This window comes from Ectopseudomonas oleovorans (assembly GCF_029845265.1).
In the GTDB taxonomy this organism is placed as follows: Bacteria; Pseudomonadota; Gammaproteobacteria; order Pseudomonadales; family Pseudomonadaceae; genus Aquipseudomonas; species Aquipseudomonas oleovorans.
Genome location: NZ_JAOCLK010000018.1, coordinates 1 through 19,942, shown reverse-complemented (window position 1 = coordinate 19,942; position 19,942 = coordinate 1). Strand labels below are relative to the sequence as shown.

Annotated in this window: 21 protein-coding genes and 1 pseudogene; 7 read left to right on the top strand and 15 right to left on the bottom strand. The window is 64.2% G+C overall.

The features are described 5' to 3' along the window. The first annotated feature begins 59 nt into the window (after window positions 1–59). On the top strand, window positions 60–344 hold the full coding sequence (locus N5J71_RS11370; RefSeq protein WP_045733646.1) for a DUF2782 domain-containing protein: 285 nt from the start codon (window positions 60–62) through the stop codon (window positions 342–344). A gap of 16 nt (window positions 345–360) precedes the next feature. After that, window positions 361–1,311 (top strand): homoserine kinase, encoded by a 951-nt coding sequence (locus tag N5J71_RS11365; RefSeq protein ID WP_004423025.1) that lies wholly within the window; start codon window positions 361–363, stop codon window positions 1,309–1,311. A gap of 269 nt (window positions 1,312–1,580) precedes the next feature. Here N5J71_RS11365 and N5J71_RS11360 read toward each other — a convergent pair whose 3' ends face one another. The 5 genes from N5J71_RS11360 to N5J71_RS11340 are packed head-to-tail and all read right to left on the bottom strand — an operon-like array spanning window position 1,581 to window position 5,538. Beyond that, window positions 1,581–2,213, bottom strand: coding sequence for an SCO family protein (locus N5J71_RS11360; protein ID WP_116617613.1), 633 nt, complete (start codon window positions 2,211–2,213; stop codon window positions 1,581–1,583). 8 nt (window positions 2,214–2,221) lie between these two features. Beyond that, window positions 2,222–3,121, bottom strand: coding sequence for a heme o synthase (gene cyoE, locus N5J71_RS11355; protein ID WP_257598273.1), 900 nt, complete (start codon window positions 3,119–3,121; stop codon window positions 2,222–2,224). Window positions 3,122–3,140: 19 nt separating this feature from the next. After that, window positions 3,141–4,199, bottom strand: coding sequence for a COX15/CtaA family protein (locus N5J71_RS11350; protein WP_257598274.1), 1,059 nt, complete (start codon window positions 4,197–4,199; stop codon window positions 3,141–3,143). A gap of 54 nt (window positions 4,200–4,253) precedes the next feature. After that, entirely contained in the window at window positions 4,254–4,832 is a 579-nt protein-coding gene (locus N5J71_RS11345; RefSeq protein ID WP_279916860.1) for a PA_0111/PP_0108 family redox-active disulfide protein, read from the bottom strand. Continuing rightward, window positions 4,807–5,538 carry an SURF1 family protein gene (locus N5J71_RS11340; RefSeq protein ID WP_257598276.1) on the bottom strand — a complete coding sequence of 244 codons (732 nt, stop codon included), beginning with the start codon at window positions 5,536–5,538 and terminating at the stop codon, window positions 4,807–4,809. The genes N5J71_RS11345 and N5J71_RS11340 overlap by 26 nt, the downstream gene beginning before the upstream one ends. Window positions 5,539–5,609: 71 nt before the next feature. Here N5J71_RS11340 and N5J71_RS11335 point away from each other — a divergent pair, with 71 nt between their 5' ends. Beyond that, complete coding sequence (locus N5J71_RS11335) at window positions 5,610–5,813, top strand: twin transmembrane helix small protein (RefSeq protein WP_257598277.1); 204 nt, start codon at window positions 5,610–5,612, stop codon at window positions 5,811–5,813. 6 nt (window positions 5,814–5,819) lie between these two features. Here the strand turns inward: N5J71_RS11335 and N5J71_RS11330 are convergent, their stop codons facing one another. From N5J71_RS11330 to coxB, 4 genes are read right to left on the bottom strand one after another with little or no spacing between them, the layout of a single operon-like run. Next, window positions 5,820–6,716 carry a cytochrome c oxidase subunit 3 gene (locus tag N5J71_RS11330; protein ID WP_257598278.1) on the bottom strand — a complete coding sequence of 299 codons (897 nt, stop codon included), beginning with the start codon at window positions 6,714–6,716 and terminating at the stop codon, window positions 5,820–5,822. A gap of 11 nt (window positions 6,717–6,727) precedes the next feature. Then, window positions 6,728–7,276, bottom strand: coding sequence for a cytochrome c oxidase assembly protein (locus tag N5J71_RS11325; RefSeq protein ID WP_084341729.1), 549 nt, complete (start codon window positions 7,274–7,276; stop codon window positions 6,728–6,730). Between the two features lie 10 nt (window positions 7,277–7,286). Further along, a complete protein-coding gene (gene ctaD, locus N5J71_RS11320) occupies window positions 7,287–8,870 on the bottom strand; it encodes a cytochrome c oxidase subunit I (RefSeq protein ID WP_257598279.1) in 1,584 nt (527 codons plus the stop codon). Window positions 8,871–8,874: 4 nt separating this feature from the next. Then, a complete protein-coding gene (gene coxB / locus N5J71_RS11315; protein WP_257598280.1) occupies window positions 8,875–9,999 on the bottom strand; it encodes a cytochrome c oxidase subunit II in 1,125 nt (374 codons plus the stop codon). Between the two features lie 404 nt (window positions 10,000–10,403). On the opposite strand from coxB, the gene N5J71_RS11310 reads away from it, so the two are divergent. Beyond that, window positions 10,404–11,045 carry a hypothetical protein gene (locus tag N5J71_RS11310; RefSeq protein WP_075744743.1) on the top strand — a complete coding sequence of 214 codons (642 nt, stop codon included), beginning with the start codon at window positions 10,404–10,406 and terminating at the stop codon, window positions 11,043–11,045. Here N5J71_RS11310 and N5J71_RS11305 read toward each other — a convergent pair. Further along, window positions 11,035–11,964, bottom strand: a complete 930-nt coding sequence (locus N5J71_RS11305; RefSeq protein ID WP_279916859.1) for an AEC family transporter — start codon at window positions 11,962–11,964, stop codon at window positions 11,035–11,037. The two genes, N5J71_RS11310 and N5J71_RS11305, sit on opposite strands and share 11 nt — an antisense overlap. A gap of 140 nt (window positions 11,965–12,104) precedes the next feature. Between N5J71_RS11305 and glsB the strand changes: the two genes are divergently transcribed. Continuing rightward, window positions 12,105–13,013, top strand: coding sequence for a glutaminase B (glsB, locus tag N5J71_RS11300; protein ID WP_039964220.1), 909 nt, complete (start codon window positions 12,105–12,107; stop codon window positions 13,011–13,013). 83 nt (window positions 13,014–13,096) lie between these two features. Here glsB and N5J71_RS11295 read toward each other — a convergent pair whose 3' ends face one another. The 3 genes from N5J71_RS11295 to N5J71_RS11285 form a co-directional block, all read right to left on the bottom strand. After that, the gene (locus N5J71_RS11295; protein WP_004422977.1) at window positions 13,097–13,540 is read right to left on the bottom strand and encodes a GNAT family N-acetyltransferase; all 444 of its coding nucleotides are present in this window, start codon (window positions 13,538–13,540) and stop codon (window positions 13,097–13,099) included. Between the two features lie 27 nt (window positions 13,541–13,567). After that, the gene (locus N5J71_RS11290) at window positions 13,568–14,557 is read right to left on the bottom strand and encodes an asparaginase (RefSeq protein WP_279916858.1); all 990 of its coding nucleotides are present in this window, start codon (window positions 14,555–14,557) and stop codon (window positions 13,568–13,570) included. A 233-nt stretch (window positions 14,558–14,790) separates the two neighbouring features. Beyond that, window positions 14,791–16,230 carry an alanine/glycine:cation symporter family protein gene (locus N5J71_RS11285; protein WP_125873556.1) on the bottom strand — a complete coding sequence of 480 codons (1,440 nt, stop codon included), beginning with the start codon at window positions 16,228–16,230 and terminating at the stop codon, window positions 14,791–14,793. A gap of 160 nt (window positions 16,231–16,390) precedes the next feature. Between N5J71_RS11285 and N5J71_RS11280 the strand changes: the two genes are divergently transcribed. Beyond that, window positions 16,391–17,218 (top strand): helix-turn-helix domain-containing protein, encoded by an 828-nt coding sequence (locus tag N5J71_RS11280; protein WP_125873557.1) that lies wholly within the window; start codon window positions 16,391–16,393, stop codon window positions 17,216–17,218. An 8-nt stretch (window positions 17,219–17,226) separates the two neighbouring features. On the opposite strand, the pseudogene N5J71_RS11275 reads toward N5J71_RS11280, so the two are convergent. Together N5J71_RS11275 and N5J71_RS11270 are read right to left on the bottom strand one after the other, a co-directional pair. Then, window positions 17,227–17,666 (bottom strand): annotated as a pseudogene (locus tag N5J71_RS11275) (N-acetyltransferase family protein). Between the two features lie 19 nt (window positions 17,667–17,685). Then, window positions 17,686–18,318: an FMN-binding negative transcriptional regulator gene (locus N5J71_RS11270; RefSeq protein WP_125873558.1), complete on the bottom strand. Its 633-nt coding sequence runs from the start codon at window positions 18,316–18,318 to the stop codon at window positions 17,686–17,688. A gap of 98 nt (window positions 18,319–18,416) precedes the next feature. On the opposite strand from N5J71_RS11270, the gene pdxR reads away from it, so the two are divergent. Continuing rightward, window positions 18,417–19,883 carry a MocR-like pyridoxine biosynthesis transcription factor PdxR gene (gene pdxR, locus N5J71_RS11265; protein WP_125873559.1) on the top strand — a complete coding sequence of 489 codons (1,467 nt, stop codon included), beginning with the start codon at window positions 18,417–18,419 and terminating at the stop codon, window positions 19,881–19,883. The last annotated feature ends 59 nt before the right edge of the window (window positions 19,884–19,942 follow it).

The following is a 19,942-nucleotide window of genomic DNA, read 5'->3' as shown; positions in this document are numbered from 1 at the left end:
TTCGGCGGGCGCAGCGGTAGAATGGCTGCATCGGTGAAAAACAAAGGAGCAAGATTATCATGGGTACGCTTAATCGCCTGTTGCTGGTCGGCCTTATGGCCTGTCTTCCGCTTGCCGCTCAAGCCGAGGATCCGGTTTCCGCCGATCCCGACGTGACCATTCGCCAGGATGGCGACCGCACCATTCAGGAATACCGGGTCAATGGCTTCCTCTACGCCATCAAGGTGATCCCGAAGAACGGTAAACCCTACTTTCTCGTTCGCGCCGATGGCAGCGACGGCAACTTCGTACGTTCGGACGATCCGGACATGCTGATCCCGTCCTGGGAAATCTTTAGCTGGTAAGTCATTAAGGTCTGATATGTCGGTATTCACCCCCCTGGAGCGTCATGAGCTCGAAGTCTTCCTGGCGCCCTATGGGCTTGGTCGGTTGCGCGATTTCCAGGGCATTGCTGCGGGCAGCGAAAACAGCAACTTCTTCGTCAGCCTGGAGCAGGGTGAGTACGTTCTGACCCTGGTCGAACGCGGGCCGGTGGCCGACCTGCCGTTCTTCATCGAGCTGCTCGACGTACTGCACGATGCCGGCCTGCCGGTGCCCTATGCCCTGCGCACGCAGGATGGCGAGGCGCTGCGCCGCCTGGCGGAGAAACCGGCGCTGCTGCAGCCCCGGCTGTCCGGCAAGCATGTGCGCGAGGCCAACGCGCATCACTGTCAGGAAGTGGGTAGCCTGCTGGCCCGCATCCACCTGGCGACTCGCGAACAGCCGGTGGAGCGTCGCAGCGACCGCGGCCTGGACTGGATGCTCGCCGAAGGCCCGAGTCAGGCGCTGAAGCTTGATGAACAGGCGTTACCGCTACTGCGTGATGCGCTGGCCGAGATCGCCGAGCTGAAACCGCGCATCCTCGCCCTGCCGCGTGCCAACCTGCATGCCGACCTGTTCCGCGACAACGTGCTGTTCGACGGCAACCACCTGGCCGGGGTGATCGACTTCTACAACGCCTGCTCCGGGCCGATGCTCTACGACCTGGCCATCACCCTCAATGACTGGTGCTCGCACGAAGACGGCAGCCTCGATGGCGCTCGTGCCCGCGCGCTGCTCGGCGCTTATGCGGCGCTGCGGCCCTTCAGCGCTGCCGAGGCCCAGCTGTGGCCGACCATGCTGCGCGTGGCTTGCGTGCGTTTCTGGCTGTCGCGCCTGATCGCCGCCGAGTCGTTCGCCGGGCAGGAAGTGCTGATTCATGATCCGGGCGAATTCCAGCGGCGCCTGGCACAACGTCAGCAGATCAACCTGCCACTGCCGTTCGCGCTGTAGCGGGATCGACGCGTTTCGTGGGCGGGTTGACCACCTGTCACGCCGTTTGAGACGCCCGCTGTGCCTGCAGCGGCGTCACCCACCGTCGGCGCAACGCCATCCATCGCCTGGTGGGTTACGCGGCGCGCCAAGTACAGCTGCGTATACGCGTCCGAGGCATTGCGCCGCTAACCCACCCTACGCGCCGGCGTCCGTAGCCAGGATGAAATCCGGGAAATGCTGTGCCATGCAACCTGGGTGATGGTGGTGCGTAGGCGCCCCCCAGCGGATCAGCTACCCGAAACCAGTCCGGGAAGTTGCTCAGCCAGCTTGGTGTTGTTGATCGGCGCGCGGATGAAACCGCGCTGGGTACCATCCGGGCCGATGATCACCAGGTTGCCGCTGTGGTCGACGGTGTAGTTTTCCTTGCTGGTATCCGCCGGAATGTAGGGAATGCTCACCGAGTTGGCGAACTTCTGCAGGGTTTCCTCTTCGCCGGTCAGCCCCTTGAAGCCGGCATTGAAGAAGCCCAGGTACTTGCTCAGCTGCTCCGGCGTATCGCGATGCGGATCGACGCTGACCATCACCACCTCGAGTCGCGCGCGGGTTTCTTCCGGCAGTTGGGTCTGCAACTGGCGCAGTTGGGCGAGGGTGGCCGGGCAGATATCCGGGCAGAAGGTGTAGCCGAAGAACAACAGCTTCCAGTCGCCCTTGAGCTGATCAACCGCGACTTCCTTGCCATCCTGATCGACCAACTTCAGAGCTGGCAGGCTGCGGTTCTGCGGCAGCAGGACGATGCCGGCGTCGAGCAGCGCGGCCGGGTCGCCCTGGCCCTTGCTGCTCAGTACCTTGTTGACGGTCAGCCCCAGCACCAGGGCGACGATGGCGACAAGAACGAAAACGGTGGTATGGGTACGCGTCATGAAAAACCTTAGATATTCAGCAGCAGGTAATGGTCCGCCAGCAGCGCGATAAACAGCAGGAACAGATACCAGATACTGTACTTGAAGGTGTTGATCGCCGCGTGCGGTTTGCTGTCACGGTACAGCACCCAGGCCCAATGCAGGAAGCGCCCGCCCAGCAGCACGGCGCAGGCCAGGTACAGCGGCCCGCTCATGTGGATGGCGTAGGGCAGCAGGGTTACCGCGAACATCACCAGGGTGTAGAGCAGGATGTGCACCTTGGTGTAGTGCTCGCCGTGGGTCACCGGCAGCATGGGGATGTCGGCCTTGGCGTATTCGGCCTTGCGGTGGATGGCCAGGGCCCAGAAGTGCGGCGGCGTCCAGGCGAAGATGATCAGCACCAGCAGCAGCGGCTCGGCACTCAGGTGTCCGGTGACGGCGACCCAGCCCAGCAGCGGCGGCGCGGCGCCAGCCAGGCCACCGATAACGATGTTCTGCGGCGTGGCACGCTTGAGAAAGCCGGTGTAGATCACCGCATAGCCGAGCAATGAGGCCAGGGTCAGCCAGGCAGCCAACTCATTGGTGAACAGCAGCAGCAGGCTCATGCCGGCGATGGCCAGCAGCAGCGCGAAGGTCAACGCCGCCACCGGCGAGACACGCCCGGCGGTGACCGGACGTTTGTGCGTGCGCGCCATGATCGAGTCGATCCGTCGATCCACCACATGGTTGACCGCCGCCGCCGCGCCGGCGCACAGACCGATGCCGAGGTTGCCGAACAGCAGCACCGTCCAGGGCACCCCGGCACGGGTAGCGAGAAACATGCCGACCAGCGAGGTGATCAGCATCAGCAGCACCACCCGAGGTTTGGTCAGCTCCAGATAATCGCGCCAGGTGGCAGGTTCGGCATGGGCTTGCAGGATGGTCGCCATGGCATTTCTCCCTGATTCGTTATTTACCGGCCTGCAGCAGGCCGTTGGAAGACAGAGCCGCGTGGGCATCGGTGAGCGTGTGCACGGCATGCCTGCGCTCACCTGCCGTGCGCAGGCGATAGTTGATCAGCACCATGCTCAGCAGCAGGGCCGCGCCGCCGGCGTTGTGCGCCACCGCCACCAGCAGCGGCAGGTGGAAGATCACGTTGCTGATACCCAGGCCCACCTGCACGGCCAGCGCCAGCAGCAGCAGGCCAGCCAGGCGCGACAGCCCGGCCACATGCAGCCGCCAGGCCAGCACCAGCAGCGCCAGCGTGACCAGCAGCGCGCCGATGCGGTGGCTCATGTGAATGGCGGTGCGCGCGTCACTGTCGAGCTGCCCGCCCAGGTAGTTGGGGCCGATGTGCTGGGTCAGGTGAAAGCCCTTGCCAAAATCCATCGCCGGCCACCACTCACCGTGACAGGTGGGCAGGTCGACGCAGGCCACGGCCGCATAGTTGGAGCTGACCCAGCCGCCGAGGGCGATCTGCCCGATAACCAATAGCAGACACGCTGCCGCCAATGTGCGCAGGCGTGCCGGCAACTGCAGCGGGGCGAAGCGTCCGGACAGGCGCAGCGTGAGCAAGGTCAGCAGGCTGAGCGTGGCGAAACCGCCGAGCAGGTGCGCGGTGACCACCTGCGGCCACAGTTGCAGGGTGACGGTCCACATGCCGAATGCGCCCTGCAGGATCACCAGCGCCAGAATCGCCAGCGGCAGCTTGAGCGGCTGGGCTGGCTCGGCGCGGCGGCGCACGGCCTGGGCCGCGATGACGAGAATCACCAGGCCCAGGGCGCCGGCGAAGTAGCGATGGATCATCTCGTACCAGCCCTTGGCGACTTCCACCGGGGCATCGGGGAAGCGTGCCTCGGCGATGGCCTGCTTGTGCTCGCTCATCGGCACGCCGAGAAAGCCATAACAGCCGGGCCAGTCCGGGCAGCCCAGGCCGGCATGGGTCAGGCGGGTGTAGGCACCTAGCAGCACCACCACCACGGTCAGGAGGGTGGCGAACAACGCTAGACGGTAACCGGGCTTGTGCATGTCGACTCCTTGGGCTCTGGGCCGGTGCTCTGCCTCTCGGGGCAGCGTGCGCCGTCAACCGATCAGGGAAATTTTCAGCAGGTAGCGCAGATCATCGAGAATGGCCTTGCCCCTGCTGCCGGCCGGGTAGCGCAGCACCAGGTTGCCGTGCGGGTCGACCAGCCACAGTTGTGCGCCCGGCGCGGCCTCGGCGGCCCTGGCATAGGCTTGCAGATCCAGCTGATAACGACCGAGTTGCGGGTACTCGCGCTTGAGTGTGGCGTCATAGTCGGCTGGCAGCGGCTCGGCCAGCGCCAGGCCATGACCGGCGCGCGAGGTCTCGCGGTTTAGACCGATCTGGATCTGCCGGGCCAGGTAAACCAGTTGCTGGCAGTCGGCCCCGCACGTCCCCGGCGCCGTCACCAGGATCTGCCAGCGCGGCTCGACCACCCCCTGCACGCCCAGGTCGGCAAGGGTGCGCCCATCGCCGATCAGCACACCGTGGTAGCTGCGCGTCTCCGGCACCCAGAAGCGCCACTGGTACATGGCGCTGGCCAGGAACATCGGGCCGATGGCAATGGCCAGAATCAGCAGAAGCTGCAGGCGACCGCGCCCCTTGCGCGGCGTTTCAGGCATGGCGATGGCTGGGTTCATGACGACGCTCCCGTGCATTGTGAATTCCGAGATAAATGAACAGACCAAGCAGTGCCGCAGCCAGAGAGAACCATTGCACCGCATAGCCAAGATGTTTGCTGGGGCTCATCGCCACGATTGGCCAATCGACGCGATAACTGGCAGGCCCGGGCTCCAGACGCACCTCGAAAGGCAGACCACCACGACCCAGCTGGCGCCAGAGACTGGCGGCCTCGACCTGCGTGATCAGTCGCGGCCAGCCTTCGGTCGCCGCACCGGAGCGTAGATTCAAACCGCCAGAAGGCGCGACATAGACCCAGGCAGTGAGTTGCAGCACGCCGTCAGGACTATCGAAAGGCGGCGCTGTGCGCCGATCCGGCCAAGGCAGCCAGCCGCGATTGAGCAACACCCAGAGACCGCTGGACTGATCGTAGAAAGGCTGCAGCAACTCGACACCGGCATGGCCATCACGGATACGGCTATCGAGCAGCAGGCTGTGCTCGCTGTCGAAGAAACCACGCAGCTGGACGCGGCGATAGGCGGGGTCACGCAGGGGTTCGAGCTGCTCGAGGCTGATCGGCTCGGCCTGCCGCCGAGCCTCGAAGCTGGCCAGTAGTTGGCGCTTCTCCTCGCCGCGCTGCAATTGCCAGAAACCCAGCCAGAGCAGGCCCGGCAGCAACAGGGCGACCAGCAGGCTGGGCAGCCAACCGGGGCGGAAGGCGTTCATGGCTGCCTGCCGTTGTGGTTGGGATTGCTGGCTATACTGCAGTGCATCACGTCAATCCCCCGGAGTCTCGCATGCTCAAGGCCGCGATCGTCCTCATGCTGTTGGCCACTCTCGTCAGCCTGTTCAGCGGCCTGTTCTTCCTGGTCAGGGATGAAGGCCATGGTTCCCGCGTGGTCGGCGCCCTGACTGTCCGTGTCGGCCTGACCGCCATCACCGTTGTCCTGATCGCCTGGGGCTTCTACTCAGAGCTACTGGTGTCCCACGTTACCTGGTAGCCCCCGCTACAGGACGTAGACGAAGATGAACAGCCCCAGCCAGACCACGTCGACGAAGTGCCAGTACCAGGCGGCGGCTTCGAAACCGAAGTGCTGATCAGGGGCGAAATGCCCGCGCATGATGCGTATCAGCATCACGATCAGGATGATGGTGCCCAAGGTCACATGCGCACCGTGGAAGCCGGTGAGCATGAAGAAGGTCGCACCGTAGATGCCCGAGCCCAGGGTCAGCCCAAGCTCGGTGTAGGCCTCGATGTATTCCTCGACCTGAAAGAACAGGAACGCCAGGGCCAGCACGATGGTCGCGGCCAGCCAGGCCTTGAGCGGGCCACGGTGGTTCTTCTTCAGGGCATGGTGGGCGAAGGTGATGGTGACGCTCGATGACACCAGCAGGATGGTATTGAGCAGTGGCAGGTGCCACGGATCGATCACCCCACTGGGTGGCGGAAACAGCTTGGAATCAGGGTTTTGCAGCAGCGGCCAGCTGTATTCGAAACCTTCCCAGAGCATGTTGGTGACGCCCTTGTCACCTTCGCCGCCGAGCCAGGGGCCGGCAAAGGTGCGGATGTAGAACAGGGCGCCGAAGAAGGCGGCGAAGAACATCACCTCGGAGAAGATGAACCAGCTCATGCCCCAGCGGAACGAGCGATCCATCTGCGCACTGTAGAGGCCGGCGCGGCTTTCCTTGATGACGTTGCCGAACCAGCCGAACAGCATCCAGGCCAGAATCAGCCCGCCGACGAAGAAGATCAGTGGGCCGTTGGAGCCTTCGCGCTCTGCCGAGAGATCGTTGAACCAGGTGCCGACACCGTAGAAGCTGACCAACAGACCGATGCTGGCAACGATGGGCCATTTGCTCTGCGCCGGTACGTAATAATTCTCGTGACTTTCATGACTCGACATTGTTGTTCTCCTTATGGAGCCTGTGCCACTGGCGGTTTGCTCGCCGTGATATCGAACAGCGTGTAGCCCAGCGTCAGGTGCTTCACGTCCTGTGGCAGGTCACGGTCGACGATGAAGCGCACTGGCATTTCGATGCGTTCGCCCGGCTGCAGCACCTGCTGGGTGAAACAGAAGCACTCGGTCTTGTGAAAGAAGGCCGCCGCCCGCGATGGCGATACGCTGGGGACGGCCTGCGCCATCATCGGCTGGTCGCTGGGGTTGTAGGCGACGAACAACATGTCGCGTACTTCGCCCGGGTGAACCACTATTTCGTCCGCTTGCGGGCCGAACTCCCAGATCATCCCGGCCGAATTGGTGGCGAGAAACTGCACGCGCACCTCTCGAGCCACGTCGATCATCTGCTCACCCTGGTAGGCCCCTGCCGTCTTGCCGTTGATGCCGAACACCCGGCACATGGCGTCGTAGAAAGGCGGCAGGACGAAGATGCCGAAGCAGAACATCACCACCACCACGACCAGCAGACGGCTAACCAGACGACGAGTCGCAATGACCTCGCTCACGGCAGACCTCCTACTTCACTTCCGGCGGTGTACTGAAGGTGTGGTAGGGCGCCGGTGACGGCACCGTCCACTCCAGGCCTTCGGCACCGTCCCAGGGTTTGGCCGGGGCCGGCTTGCCACCACGGATGCACTTGATGACGATGAACAGGAACAGCAACTGGGTGGCGCCGAACATGAAGGCGCCGATGCTGGAGACCATGTTGAAGTTGGCGAACATCATGTTGTAGTCGGGGATGCGCCGTGGCATGCCGGCCAGGCCGACGAAGTGCATCGGGAAGAACGCCAGGTTCATGCCGATGAAACTCATCCAGAAATGCAGCTTGGCCAGGGTTTCGTCATACATGTGGCCGGTCCACTTGGGCAGCCAGTAATAGGTCGAGGCGAAGATGCCGAAGATCGCACCGGGTACCAGCACGTAGTGGAAGTGCGCCACCACGAAATAGGTGTCGTGGTACTGGAAGTCAGCCGGGGCGATGGCCAGCATCAGCCCGGAGAAACCGCCGATGGTGAAGAGGATGACGAAGGCCACCGAGAACAGCATCGGCGCCTCGAAGGTCATCGAGCCCTGCCACATGGTGCTGGCCCAGTTGAACACCTTCACCCCGGTGGGCACGGCGATCAGCATGGTGGCGTACATGAAAAACAGTTCGCCGGTCAGCGGGATGCCGACGGTGAACATGTGGTGCGCCCAGACGATGAACGAGAGGAAGGCGATGGCGCCGGTTGCATAGACCATCGAGGTGTAGCCGAACAGCGGCTTGCGCGCGAAGGCCGGGATGATCAAGCTGACCGCACCGAAGGCGGGCAGGATCATGATGTACACCTCGGGGTGGCCGAAGAACCAGAACACGTGCTGGAACAGCACCGGATCACCACCGCCGGCAGCGTTGAAGAAGCTGGTACCGAAGTGGATGTCCATCAGCATCATGGTCACGCAGCCCGCCAGTACCGGCATCACCGCAATCAGCAGGAAGGCGGTGATCAGCCAGGTCCAGACGAACAGCGGCATCTTCATCAGGGTCATGCCGGGGGCGCGCAGGTTGAGGATGGTGGCGACCACGTTGATCGCCCCCATGATCGAACTGATGCCCATCAGGTGCACGGCAAAAATGAAGAAGGTCGTGCTCTCCGGCCCGTAGGTCGTCGACAGCGGCGCATAAAACGTCCAGCCGAAGTTCGGCCCTCCGCCCTCCATGAACAGCGTGCTGATCAACAAGCCAAAGGCCGCTGGCAGCAGCCAGAAGCTGAAGTTGTTCATCCGTGGCAGGGCCATGTCCGGCGCGCCGATCATCAGCGGGATCATCCAGTTGGCCAGGCCAACGAAGGCCGGCATCACCGCGCCGAAGACCATGATCAGGCCGTGCATGGTGGTCATCTGGTTGAAGAATTCCGGCTGCACGATCTGCAGGCCCGGTTGGAACAGCTCGGCACGAATCACCATCGCCATCGAGCCGCCGAGCAGGAACATGGCGAAGCTGAACCACAGGTACATCGTGCCGATGTCCTTGTGGTTGGTGGTCAGCACCCAGCGCATCAGACCCTTGGCCGGGCCATGGTGGTGGTCAGTATGACCGTGGTCGATCACTGCACTCATGTCCTTACTCCTGCGCCTTGGAGAAATCGAGGATGTCCTTGGGCGTGACCATGTCACCGACATTGTTGCCCCAGGCGTTGCGCTCGTAGGTGATGATGGCGGCCATGTCGACCGGCGACAGCTGCTTGCCGAAAGCGGCCATGGAAGTGCCCGGCTTGCCGTTGTAGACGATGTCGATATGGCCCTCGGCAGGCCCCTTGGCGATGGCCGAGCCCTTGAGCGCCGGGAACATCGGCGGCAAGCCTTCACCATTGGGCTGGTGGCAGGCCGCGCAGGCGGTGGTGTAGGCCTTCTCGCCACGTGCCATCAGCTCGTCCATGGTCCACTCCTTGCTGGTCAGCTCGCGCTCGGCGGCAGCGGCCTCCTTGCGTTCGGCCAGCCAGACGGCGAAGTCTTCCTTGGACTTGGCCTCGACCACCACCGGCATAAAGCCGTGATCCTTGCCGCACAGCTCGGTGCACTGGCCACGGTAGATGCCGGGCTCCTCGATGCGTGTCCAGGATTCGTTGATGAAGCCGGGGATGGCGTCCTTCTTCACCGCCAGTGCCGGTACCCACCAGGAGTGAATGACGTCGGCGGCGGTGATCAGGAAGCGCACCTTGGTGCCCACCGGCACCACCAGTGGCTCATCGACTTCCAGCAGGTAGTGCTCGCCCTTGGCTTCGCGGTTGTTGATCTGCGAGCGCGGCGTGGTCAGGTTGCTGAAGAACTCGACGTCCTGACCCAGGTATTTGTAGTGCCACTTCCATTGGTAGCCAGTGACCTGGATATCCAGCTCGGACTCCGAAGTGTCGTAGATCTCGATCAGCGTCTTAGTCGCCGGGATCGCCATCATCACCAGAATGGCCAGCGGCACCACGGTCCAGAGAATCTCGACGGTGGTGCTTTCGTGAAAATGCGCGGGTTTCTGGCCGGTGGAGCGGCGGTGCATGATCATCGACCAGAACATGGCGCCGAAGACGATCACACCGATCACAACGCAGATCCAGAAAATGGTCATGTGCAGATCGAACACGGAGCGGCTGACGTCGGTTACACCGGGCGCCATATTGACCGTCCACTGCGCGTGCGCCGAGCCTAATGCCAGCCACAGCAGGAGGCCCATCCAGACTCGTGGATGTCGCATCATTGCGGGTTCCCCTTGATTGTTCTTGTTATCCCGCCGGCTGAGCCTGCGGCTAAGGGATCGACTGCCATGGAGCGACAAGGCGGACTCACTGTCCGCGCACAGCGCTCAACTGCTGGCGACTACTGCCGAAACCTCTCCGTGCCAAAGCCCGTCCGGTTCCATCAGGTACTGCCTTTCGAAATCGAGTATAGACAGCGAGGTTCACCTCGCAACGTTCAGACAAAAATGGCTGAAGACGCGCAAGCTTTGTCCTAAACCCCTCGTCTGATGCGGGGTGTAGCTATTCTGAAACAGTTGGATATAGCGAACTCTCATAAGTATGAAAAAATTATGACAATCGCGTCTTAGCCCGCCACAACGGCCGGCTAATGTTCACGCCCATGTCCTGAAATGTAGGAGCCGTCATGAACACCGCTGCCCTTCGTCAATTGATCGCTCAGGCTCGCCAGCAGGAAAGCGGCAGCCAGGCTCTCTCGCGCTTCCTGCAGACTCAGCTGGAGCGCCTGCACCCGTCCATCCGCCTGCCGGAGGAGGATGCGCCAGGGGCACTGAGCGCATTCGTCATCGCTTATATCGAGGAGGTGCCGGATGTGCTCGATGCCGCTGCCGAGGTCGCGCGCGAAGCGGGAATCGAGGCCGCTGTGAAACCGGTGCTGAAGATCGCCGAGCATTTCTTCCTGCAGCCACCGGCGCTGATGGAAGGGCACGAAGGACTCGAAGGCCTGCTCGACGAGGCCTATCTGGCCCATCGCCTGGTGGAAGAGGTCAACGATCGCTATATCGCTCACCTCGGCCAGCCGCTGATCCCGCTGGATACCACACGCGCCAACCTGATCGCCCACCAGCTGATTGGCGAACCCTTCGCCAACCAGCTCGACGAAGCCGTGCATCATGCCCTGACCGGCATGCTCGACGACGCCAGCTTCGACCAACCCTCGGTGCAGGCCTACCGCGAGCGCCTGGCGGCACCGGATACCGCATCGGCCTGGCAGCGCTGGCCCTGCCTGTCACAGCAACTGGGTGTGGAGCTGCAGCTCAAGGGCTGATCGCCAGCAGGATCAGCGACAGGGTCAGCAGCGAACCGAGGGTGGAAAACAGGATCGCCCGCGACACCAGCGCCGCCTGGCGCTGGTAGTACTCGGCGAGCATGAACGGCCCGGTGCCCGTTGGCAGTGCGCTGAGCAGCAACGCGGCATGCGCCCAGAAGGCTGGCAGGTCGAGCAGCACGAAAGCGATGAACCAGGTCACCAGCGGTTGCAGCACCAGCTTCAGCGCCACCAGCGGCCAGGCGCCTTCGCTCGGCCCGCTCTGCCGCTGCGCCAGGAACAAGCCCAGCGACACCAGCGCACAGGGTACGGTGGCCGCGCCGAGCAAGCGGAGAAACTCGTCCAGTGCTGCGGGCATCTGCACGCCACCAAAGGCCCAGGCAGCACCGAGCAGTGGTGCGATCACCAGCGGGTTCTTCAACAGCGCGGTGACCACCTGAACGATGGCGCCGCCCAGCCCCTTCTTGCTCTGCAGACCCACCTCGATGCACACCACCGCCAGGCCGAACAGCACGCAGACCACCAGCAGCGAGGCGATCAGCGCGGGCGCCATGCCGTCCTCACCCAGTACCAGCACGCACAGCGGAATGCCGATATAGCCGGTGTTGGCGTAACCGGCGCTAAGCCCGTCGATACTGGCGTCGACCAGGCTGCCGGTGGTTTTCCAGCGATACACCAGCGTGACCAGAAACACCGCGAGCATGCCGCCGGTGAAGGCGAGCAGGAACCCCGGCTGCCAGATCTGCGCCCAGTCGGCCTTGGCCGTGAGGCTGAAGAGCAGGGCCGGCAGGCCGAGCCAGACCACGAAGCGATTCATCTCCGATGCCGCAGTCGGCCCCAGGCGATTGGTTCGCCGACAGATGAATCCGACCAGGATCAGGCCGAAGATCGGCAGCAGGACGTTGAGAACGGTGGACATCAGGCTACGCCGTCGACAGGAAGAGGCCGAGACTAGGGCGCAGAACCGTGCAGAGCAAGCCGCGCGCTGTGATTCGTGTCCGTCAATGGGCGTCTAGCTCAGACCTGCCGGGCAAGCCCGGCGCCCTCGCGAGCCTGAGCATGCAAGCGCTGTTGAACGAAATTCTCGATGAAGTTCGCCCACTGATCGGCCAGGGCAAGGTGGCTAATTACATTCCCGCACTGGCCAGCGTGGTGCCCGCTCAACTGGGCATCGCCGTGTATGGCAACGACGGCCAGGTGCATGTCGCCGGCGATGCCCGTACGCCCTTCTCGATCCAGAGCATTTCCAAGGTGTTCAGCCTGGTCCAGGCCATCGGCCACAGCGGCGAAAGCATCTGGCAGCGCCTCGGCCACGAGCCGTCCGGGCAGCCGTTCAACTCGCTGGTGCAGCTGGAGTTCGAGCGTGGCAAGCCGCGCAATCCGTTCATCAATGCCGGCGCCCTGGTGATCTGCGACATCAACCAGTCGCGCTACGCCGCACCGGCGCTGTCGATGCGCGACTTCGTCCGGCGCCTGTCGGGCAACCCCGAGGTCACGGTGGACAATCATGTCGCCGAGTCCGAGTACCAGCACCGCGCGCGCAACGCCGCAGCAGCCTACCTGATGCAGTCGTTCGGTAATTTTCATAACGAAGTCGAGGCCGTGCTGCGCAGCTACTTCAGCTGCTGCGCGCTGCGCATGAGCTGCGTCGACCTGGCGCGCGCCTTTGGCTTCCTGGCCAATGAAGGCTTCTGCCAGCACAGCGGCGAGCAGGTGCTGTCGCCCCGCCAGACCAAGCAGATCAACGCCATCATGGCCACCAGCGGCCTGTATGACGAAGCGGGCAACTTCGCCTACCGCGTTGGCCTGCCGGGCAAGAGCGGTGTGGGCGGCGGCATCGTCGCGGTCGTCCCCGGGCAGTTCAGTGTGTGCGTGTGGTCACCGGAGTTGAACGCTGCGGGTAACTCCCTGGCCGGGATCAAGGCGCTGGAGCTGCTCAGCGAGCGCATCGGCTGGTCGGTGTTTTGAGCCGCGCATAAGTGCTGCTGCGCATGGCGCGTCCTGTCGGGCGGCCAGCGCGGCCAATCGCCGCCCGCACGTGATGCGGGGCCTTACAACAGCTTGCGATACTGCACGAATCCCGAGCGCTCACCGATGCGCTCGTACAGCAGCTTGGCCTGGCTGTTGCTCTCGTGAGTCAGCCAGTGCACCCGCGAGCAGCCGGCAGCACGCGCCTGCTCATAGACATGCTGGATCAGCTGACGACCAACGCCGCCACTGCGCTGGCCCTTGGCGACGAACAGGTCCTGCAGGTAGCAATAGTCGCCGGTGGTCCAGGTCGAGCGGTGGATGACCCAGTGCACCAGGCCAATGGCCTGGTCACCCTGCCAGGCCAGGGCGGCGCCCATGGGCTCGGCGGGGTCGAGAAAGCGCTGCCAGGTAGCGGCGCTGGTCTCGGCTGGAATCTCGGTCATGTAGAAGCGCTGGTAGCCCTGCCACAAGGGCAACCAGGCTTGGTGATCGGCAGCGACTACAGGGCGAATTTCGATGCTCATCGTCCTTCCTCTGTTTGGGCAGGTGGATCAGTCGCTCATCTCACCACAGAGATCGCGCGCCAGCCAGTACTCGACCTCCGTTTGCGGCAAACCGGCGCCGAGCAGGGCGAACAGCTTGCCCAGTGCGGCTTCGCGGGTCATGCCGCCACAGGACACCAGGCCGACCTCGGCCAGACGACTGCCGGCCGCGTACACGCCGAACTGCACATGGCCTTGCGGGCACTGACTGATCGCCGCCAATACCACGCCGCGCTGATGCGCTTCACGCAGCACGCTCATCAATTGCGCGTCGCCGGCCGGGCCGGTGCCGCTGCCGTAGCACTCCAGCAACAGCCCCTGCACGCCGCTGGCCAGCAGGGCGTGCAGATGCCCGGCCTGCATGGCCGGATGCAGCGGCAACACGGCAAGGTTCACGGCCTTGCGTGCCTGGCGATAGTCGATCCGTGCAGAGACCTCTGCCCGCTCGGCCTGACGCTGACGCGGCAGCACCTGGAAGGCGTCGAAGGCATCGCTGCGCAACTTCGAGCAACGTGCGCCATGCAGTAGCTGCCCGTTGAAGTACAGGTGCACGCCCGGCTTCACGCCGCGGTACAGCGCACGCATGGCGCCGAACAGATTGGGCCAAGCATCGCCGCCATCGACACCGGCTGGCTGCATGGCGCCGGTCAGCACCACCGGCACGTCGAGACCGAGGAGCAAAAAACTCAGCGCGGCGGCGCTGTAGGCCAGGGTATCGGTGCCATGCAGTACCAGCACGGCGTCGTGGCCATCGGTCTGCACGGCGGTGACGATCTCGTCACGCAGCGCCAGCCAGTGGCCGGTGTTCATGTTGGCGCTGTCGATCAGCGGCAGCAGCTCGCGGAAGGTCCATTGCGGCAGTTCGCTGGCGTTCTCGCTGGCTTGTTGGGTGCGCATGCGCGCCTCGAAACCCGAAGCCGGCGCCAGGCCGTCTGCACTCATCTGCATGCCGATGGTGCCGCCGGTGTACAGCACCAGGAGTTTTTCTGGGGTCGCCATGGGCTCTCCTCGGGAAATGCGGGCGATAAAAAAGGGGGCAGCGCCCTAATGTCAGTCAGTTAAGCCGTTGCACTCGATCTTTGTAGGAGCCGGCTTGCCGGCGATCCGCCATAAAAAGCATCGCCAGCAAGCTGGCTCCTACGAAAAGCGCCCCCTCTACTGCAAGTAGGAGGGGTGGTGACGAACTTATCTGATCAGCATTAGGCAGCGCCCCCTTCTTCGAGCAGGGGCTATCAGCGCTGGTAAACGCGATCACCCAGTTCGGCGTGGGTTACCGGAGCATCTGCCGGAGCCTGCCAGACCTTGGGATCGAGATCCAGGTCGGCGAACTTCTGCGGATCGAACACCGGCGACTCGACCCCGGCCTTGATCTGAGCATCGTAGTCGCGCATCAGGCGCAGGCCCACCTTGAACAGCAGTGCCAGGGCAATCAGGTTGCAGATCGCCAGCAGGCCCATGGTCACATCGGCGAAGGCGAACACGGTGCCCAGATCCTGCACCGAGCCCCACAGCACCAGGGCCACCACCAGCACGCGGTAGATCATCACCGGGCCACGCTTCTGGCTGAAGAAGCCCAGGGCGTTTTCACCCAGGTAGTAGTTGTAGATCAGGGTGGTGAAGACGAACAGCAGCAGGGCGATGCTGACGAACACCCGGCCCCACTCACCGACTTCGGCCGCCAGGGCAGTCTGGGTCAGGACGACACCGGCCATTTCACTGCCCGGCTGGTAAACGCCGGAGAGCAGGATGATCAGCGCGGTGCTGGTGCACACCAGCAGGGTGTCGATGAACACGCTCAGCGACTGCACGATGCCCTGCGCCGCCGGGTGCTTGACCTCGGCCACCGCCGCCACGTTAGGCGCGCTGCCCAGGCCTGCTTCGTTGGAGAACAGGCCGCGCTTGACGCCCATCATGATGGCCGCGCCGATACCGCCAGCGAAGGCCGGCTCCAGGCCGAAGGCCGCTTTGAAGATCATGGCGAAGGTAGCCGGCACCTCACTGAGGTTCATGCCGATCACCACCAGCGCCATGCCGATGTAGGAGAACGCCATGATCGGTACCAGCACGTCGGCCATGCTGGCGATGCGCTTGATGCCGCCGAAGATGATCACGCCGATCACCCCGGTCAGGATCAGGCCGCTGACGATGGTCGGCAGGCCGAAGGTGTCATGCAGCGAGCTGGCCACGGTGAAGGACTGCACGGCGTTGAAGCCGAAGCCGAAGGTCACCAGCAGCAGGATCGACACGACGACACCCAGCCAGCGCTGGCCGAGGCCGTGCTGGATGTAGAACGCCGGACCACCACGGTAGGTGCCATCCGGTTCACGACGCTTGTACAGCTGCGCCAGGGAGCACTCGAAGTAGCTGGTGGCCATGCCGACCAGCGCCACGACCCACATCCAGAAGATGGCGCCCGGGCCACCGAGCATGATTGCCACGGATACACCGGCGATGTTGCCGGCGCCGACGCGGCCTGCCACCGACAGCATCAGTGCCTGGAACGAGCTGAGCTGACCCGGCTGGCGTTTGAACGCCTCACCGAAGATGCGGAACATGCTGCTGAAGTAGCGAAACTGGACGAAACGCGAGGCGACGGTGAAGTACAGACCAAGGCCGATCAGCATCACGATCAGCAGCTTGCTCCAGATGAGGTCATTGAGAAGATCGAGCATGGAGGCTTTCTCTCTTGTTGTTCTGAATGGGAATACGCCGCTGTGGGCGGATTGCGGAATAGTTCGTGATAGAGGCCTCGCCGGGCAATTTCGCAGGTCGCGGCAAGCTGATGCGAGTTGATGCTAGAATCGCGTCATTCGCATCATCTGGAGCGGTCATATGTCCGATTCCCTCGGCAGCAATCTGAAACTGCTCTGCAGCCATTACCGTTCGATCGCCGAGGTGTGTCGCAAGCTGTCGATCAACCGCGCGCAGTTCAATCGCTACCTGGCCGGGCAGAGTCGGCCGACCACGCACAACCTCAAGCGCATCTGCGATTTCTTCGGCGTCGAGCCCTTCGAGCTGGCCATGCCGGCCGAGCAGTTCACCCGCCTGATCGGTGCACGCAGCGGCGCCGCGCAACCGCACGGCGGCAGCGACCCGTTGCTGGAGCTGTTCGCCCCGTTGCGCCGTCAGGCCAGCCCGATGGAGCGCTACTGCGGCTACTACTTCGAGTACTCCAACTGCATGTCGGTACCGGGGCATGTGTTGCTGTCACTGGTGCACCTGCGCGAAGAGCGCGGCAACTACCTGTTCGAGCGCCAGGAACGCCAGGAACGCCAGGAGCGCCAGGAACCTACACGCGGCGGCAGTGAGGACTGGGTGCGCTGTCGCTACCTGGGCACGGCGTTCTTCCTGCAGGACCGCCTGTTTCTGGTCGACTACGAGTCGCTCACCGGCAACGAGATGAGCCAGACCATCCTCATCCCCAGCTTCAAGAGCCGCATCATCCGCCTCAATGGCATCAAGACCGGCGTCTCCAGCGGTGACCGGCGCACGCCGGCCTGTACCCGCGTGGTCTGGCAGTACCTGGGTAACGAGATCAACCGGGTCAACGCCTATCGCCAGCTGATGCTCTACGCACCGGACGACGCACGCATCGACGACGACATCCGCCAGCGCCTGGGCAGCGCGCAGCTGCGGGGTGGGTTGTTCGAGATGGAGTGAGGCCTGCCTCAGAGCAGTTCTCTGTACTGGATGAAACCGGAGCGGTCACCGATGCGCTCGTAGAGCATACGCCCCTGGTAGTTGCTTTCCTGGGTCAGCCAATGCACACGGCTGGCGCCAGCAGCGCGGGCTGCGGCGTAAACGTGCTCGATCAGCGCGCGGCCGATGCCGCCACCGCGAATGTGCTCGGCGACGAGCAGATCCTGCAGGTAGCAGTAGTCACCACTCGTCCAGCAACTGCGGTGATAGTGAAGTGCACCAGACCGACCGCCTCGCCGTCCTGCCAGGCCAGGGCGGCGTGCATCGGCTCAGCCGAGTCGATAAAGCGCTGCCAGGTGAGGGCGCTGGTTTCTGCCGGGATCTCGGCCTGGTAGAAACGCTGGTATGTCTGCCAGAGCGGCAGCCAGGCGGCGTGATCGGAGGCGGTGATGGGGCGGATGTCGAGCATGATGGCCTTCCTGTGGTGATCATTCGGTGGGGTTCATTCGCGCCGCCAGTTCGTGGTCACGCGGGTTGTTGGACGTTGCCAGGCCGACACGCACACCGGTCTGGTCGTTGGCCGAGCGGTTCTGGCTGAGCTTCCATTTGCCTTCGAGTCGGCGGATCGGCAGGGCGAAACCGACGATGGCGCGCAGCATGGCGTCGATGTACTCGCGCGGCGCATCGCTGACCGCCCAGGGCTGCGCGCGGCCTTGTTCGTGGCGGTCGCTGAGGCGGCTGACCAGCTCGAGCAGGCGCTCGGGCTCGTCGAACACTTCGGCCTGGCCCCAGGCATGCACGGCGATGTAATTCCAGGTCGGCACCACCTTGCCGTGCTCGGCCTTGGCCGGGTACCAGCCGGGATGCACGTAGGCGTCCGCACCGCTGAATACCACCAGTGCCTCGGCGCCAGCGGCCAGATCGCGCCAGTGCCCATTGGCGCTGGCGAAGTGGCCGTACAGGGTGCCGAACTCGCCTTCGCCAGGTTCAAGCAACAGCGGCAGATGGCTGGCTTGAAGGCCCTGTGCGCCAGTGCTGGTCACGATGGCCAGTCCACTGGACTGTATCTGCGCGTGCAGGCTGGGCAGGTCGTCCTGACGAAAGGCGGCGGGGCAGTACATGGCGGCATCTCCTGATGTGATGAAGCCATGCTAGGCAGGCTATTGGCCTGATGTAAGATCCATTTTGGATGACTTTCATAGAGCCAATCGCAATCCTCATGAGCCGCTCGCCCTCATTGCCGTTCGACCTTTCCGGTATTCGCCTGCAACCCGGCCAGGGCTTGGCACGTCAGCTGTACCAGGCCTTGCGCGTGCGCATCCTCGATGGCCGCCTGGCCAGTGGCACGCGCCTGCCGGCCAGCCGTGAGCTGGCCGCGCTACTGGGCATCTCGCGCAACACCGTGACCCGCGCGCTGGACCAGCTGTATGCCGAGGGCTACGTGGCCGGGCGGGTCGGCGATGGCACCTATGTCGCCGAACTGGCGCGCAGTCGCCCCACGCCCTCTCCAGCCGTTACGCCAGCGGCATCCAGCCCGGCACTGCAGCGCCTGCACACGCACCACCTGCCGCTGCCGCCGAGCGGCGCGCCGCGCGCCTTTCGCATCGGTGTACCGGCTTTCGATCTGTTCCCCTTCGAGACCTGGGCACGCCTGCAGGCGCGCTTCTGGCGCAAACCCGCGCTGGCACGGCTGGGCTATGTCGACCCGGCCGGTGACCTGCAGCTACGCGAGCTGATCGCCGCCTATCTGCGCAGCAGCCGCGGCCTGACCTGCGAGACGCAGCAGATATTGATCACCTGCGGCTCGCAGCAGGCCATCAGCCTCTGCGCGCAGTTGCTGATTCAACCGGGCGAGCGCGTGGCCATCGAAAACCCCGGCTACCGCGCGGCGGGCCATGCCTTCGCCGTGGCCGGCGCGCAGCTGTGCGGCGTGGCGGTGGACCATGACGGCCTGGACGTCGACGCCCTGCAGCGTCTGCACGACTGCCGGCTGGCCTATGTCACACCCGCGCACCAGTACCCCACCGGCGTCACCCTGTCGCTGCCCAGGCGCCTGGCCTTGCTGGCGTGGGCCAAGCGCGTCAACGGCTGGATCATCGAGGACGACTACGACGGCGAGTACCGCTACAGCGGCACCCCGCTCGCGCCACTGGCAGCGCTGGATGGGCAGCAGCGGGTGATCTACATCGGCACCTTCGGCAAGCTCGCCTTCCCGGCGCTGCGCCTGGGCTATCTGGTGCTGCCGCCCGCGCTGGCCGAGCCCTTCGCCAGGCGCCAGGCGCTGGAGATACGCCACTCGGAGGTCGGCACCCAGGCGGTGATGGCCGAATTTGTCGCTGCCGGACACTTCCAGCGTCATGTGCGGCGCATGCGCCAGGCGGCGCGCAGCCGCCGCGACGCTCTGATCGAGGCCTGGCCGCAGGCGATTCCCGGATGCTCACCGTTGCCGGCCGTGGAAGCCGGCCTGCATCTAAGCATCAGGGTCGAGAGCCTGGCCCGTGAACGCGAGCTGATCGGCGCCGCCCGCGCAGCCGGTATCGAGATGACCCCCTTGAGCGACTACTGGCTGCCCGACAGCGAAACGGCCGAGGAGGCCCGCGCTGGACTGGTGCTGGGCTTTGCCGCGGTGCCCGAGGCGCAAATCATCGAGGCGGTGCAGACGCTACGCCGGGCGTGGAAGCTGTAACGCAGACCAACCGGCGGCGCGCGCGACGCACCCTACGGCAGTCATCCTTGAATGGCAGG

Excerpts from the sequence above, each read along its gene's own strand:
- N5J71_RS11370 (WP_045733646.1), top strand. The coding sequence starts at position 60 with ATGGGTACGCTTAATCGCCTGTTGCTGGTCGGCCTTATGGCCTGTCTT.
- N5J71_RS11365 (WP_004423025.1), top strand. The coding sequence starts at position 361 with ATGTCGGTATTCACCCCCCTGGAGCGTCATGAGCTCGAAGTCTTCCTG.
- N5J71_RS11360 (WP_116617613.1), bottom strand. The coding sequence starts at position 2,213 with ATGACGCGTACCCATACCACCGTTTTCGTTCTTGTCGCCATCGTCGCC.
- cyoE (WP_257598273.1), bottom strand. The coding sequence starts at position 3,121 with ATGGCGACCATCCTGCAAGCCCATGCCGAACCTGCCACCTGGCGCGAT.
- N5J71_RS11350 (WP_257598274.1), bottom strand. The coding sequence starts at position 4,199 with ATGCACAAGCCCGGTTACCGTCTAGCGTTGTTCGCCACCCTCCTGACC.
- N5J71_RS11345 (WP_279916860.1), bottom strand. The coding sequence starts at position 4,832 with ATGAACCCAGCCATCGCCATGCCTGAAACGCCGCGCAAGGGGCGCGGT.
- N5J71_RS11340 (WP_257598276.1), bottom strand. The coding sequence starts at position 5,538 with ATGAACGCCTTCCGCCCCGGTTGGCTGCCCAGCCTGCTGGTCGCCCTG.
- N5J71_RS11335 (WP_257598277.1), top strand. The coding sequence starts at position 5,610 with ATGCTCAAGGCCGCGATCGTCCTCATGCTGTTGGCCACTCTCGTCAGC.
- N5J71_RS11330 (WP_257598278.1), bottom strand. The coding sequence starts at position 6,716 with ATGTCGAGTCATGAAAGTCACGAGAATTATTACGTACCGGCGCAGAGC.
- ctaD (WP_257598279.1), bottom strand. The coding sequence starts at position 8,870 with ATGAGTGCAGTGATCGACCACGGTCATACTGACCACCACCATGGCCCG.
- coxB (WP_257598280.1), bottom strand. The coding sequence starts at position 9,999 with ATGATGCGACATCCACGAGTCTGGATGGGCCTCCTGCTGTGGCTGGCA.
- N5J71_RS11310 (WP_075744743.1), top strand. The coding sequence starts at position 10,404 with ATGAACACCGCTGCCCTTCGTCAATTGATCGCTCAGGCTCGCCAGCAG.
- N5J71_RS11305 (WP_279916859.1), bottom strand. The coding sequence starts at position 11,964 with ATGTCCACCGTTCTCAACGTCCTGCTGCCGATCTTCGGCCTGATCCTG.
- glsB (WP_039964220.1), top strand. The coding sequence starts at position 12,105 with ATGCAAGCGCTGTTGAACGAAATTCTCGATGAAGTTCGCCCACTGATC.
- N5J71_RS11295 (WP_004422977.1), bottom strand. The coding sequence starts at position 13,540 with ATGAGCATCGAAATTCGCCCTGTAGTCGCTGCCGATCACCAAGCCTGG.
- N5J71_RS11290 (WP_279916858.1), bottom strand. The coding sequence starts at position 14,557 with ATGGCGACCCCAGAAAAACTCCTGGTGCTGTACACCGGCGGCACCATC.
- N5J71_RS11285 (WP_125873556.1), bottom strand. The coding sequence starts at position 16,230 with ATGCTCGATCTTCTCAATGACCTCATCTGGAGCAAGCTGCTGATCGTG.
- N5J71_RS11280 (WP_125873557.1), top strand. The coding sequence starts at position 16,391 with ATGTCCGATTCCCTCGGCAGCAATCTGAAACTGCTCTGCAGCCATTAC.
- N5J71_RS11270 (WP_125873558.1), bottom strand. The coding sequence starts at position 18,318 with ATGTACTGCCCCGCCGCCTTTCGTCAGGACGACCTGCCCAGCCTGCAC.
- pdxR (WP_125873559.1), top strand. The coding sequence starts at position 18,417 with ATGAGCCGCTCGCCCTCATTGCCGTTCGACCTTTCCGGTATTCGCCTG.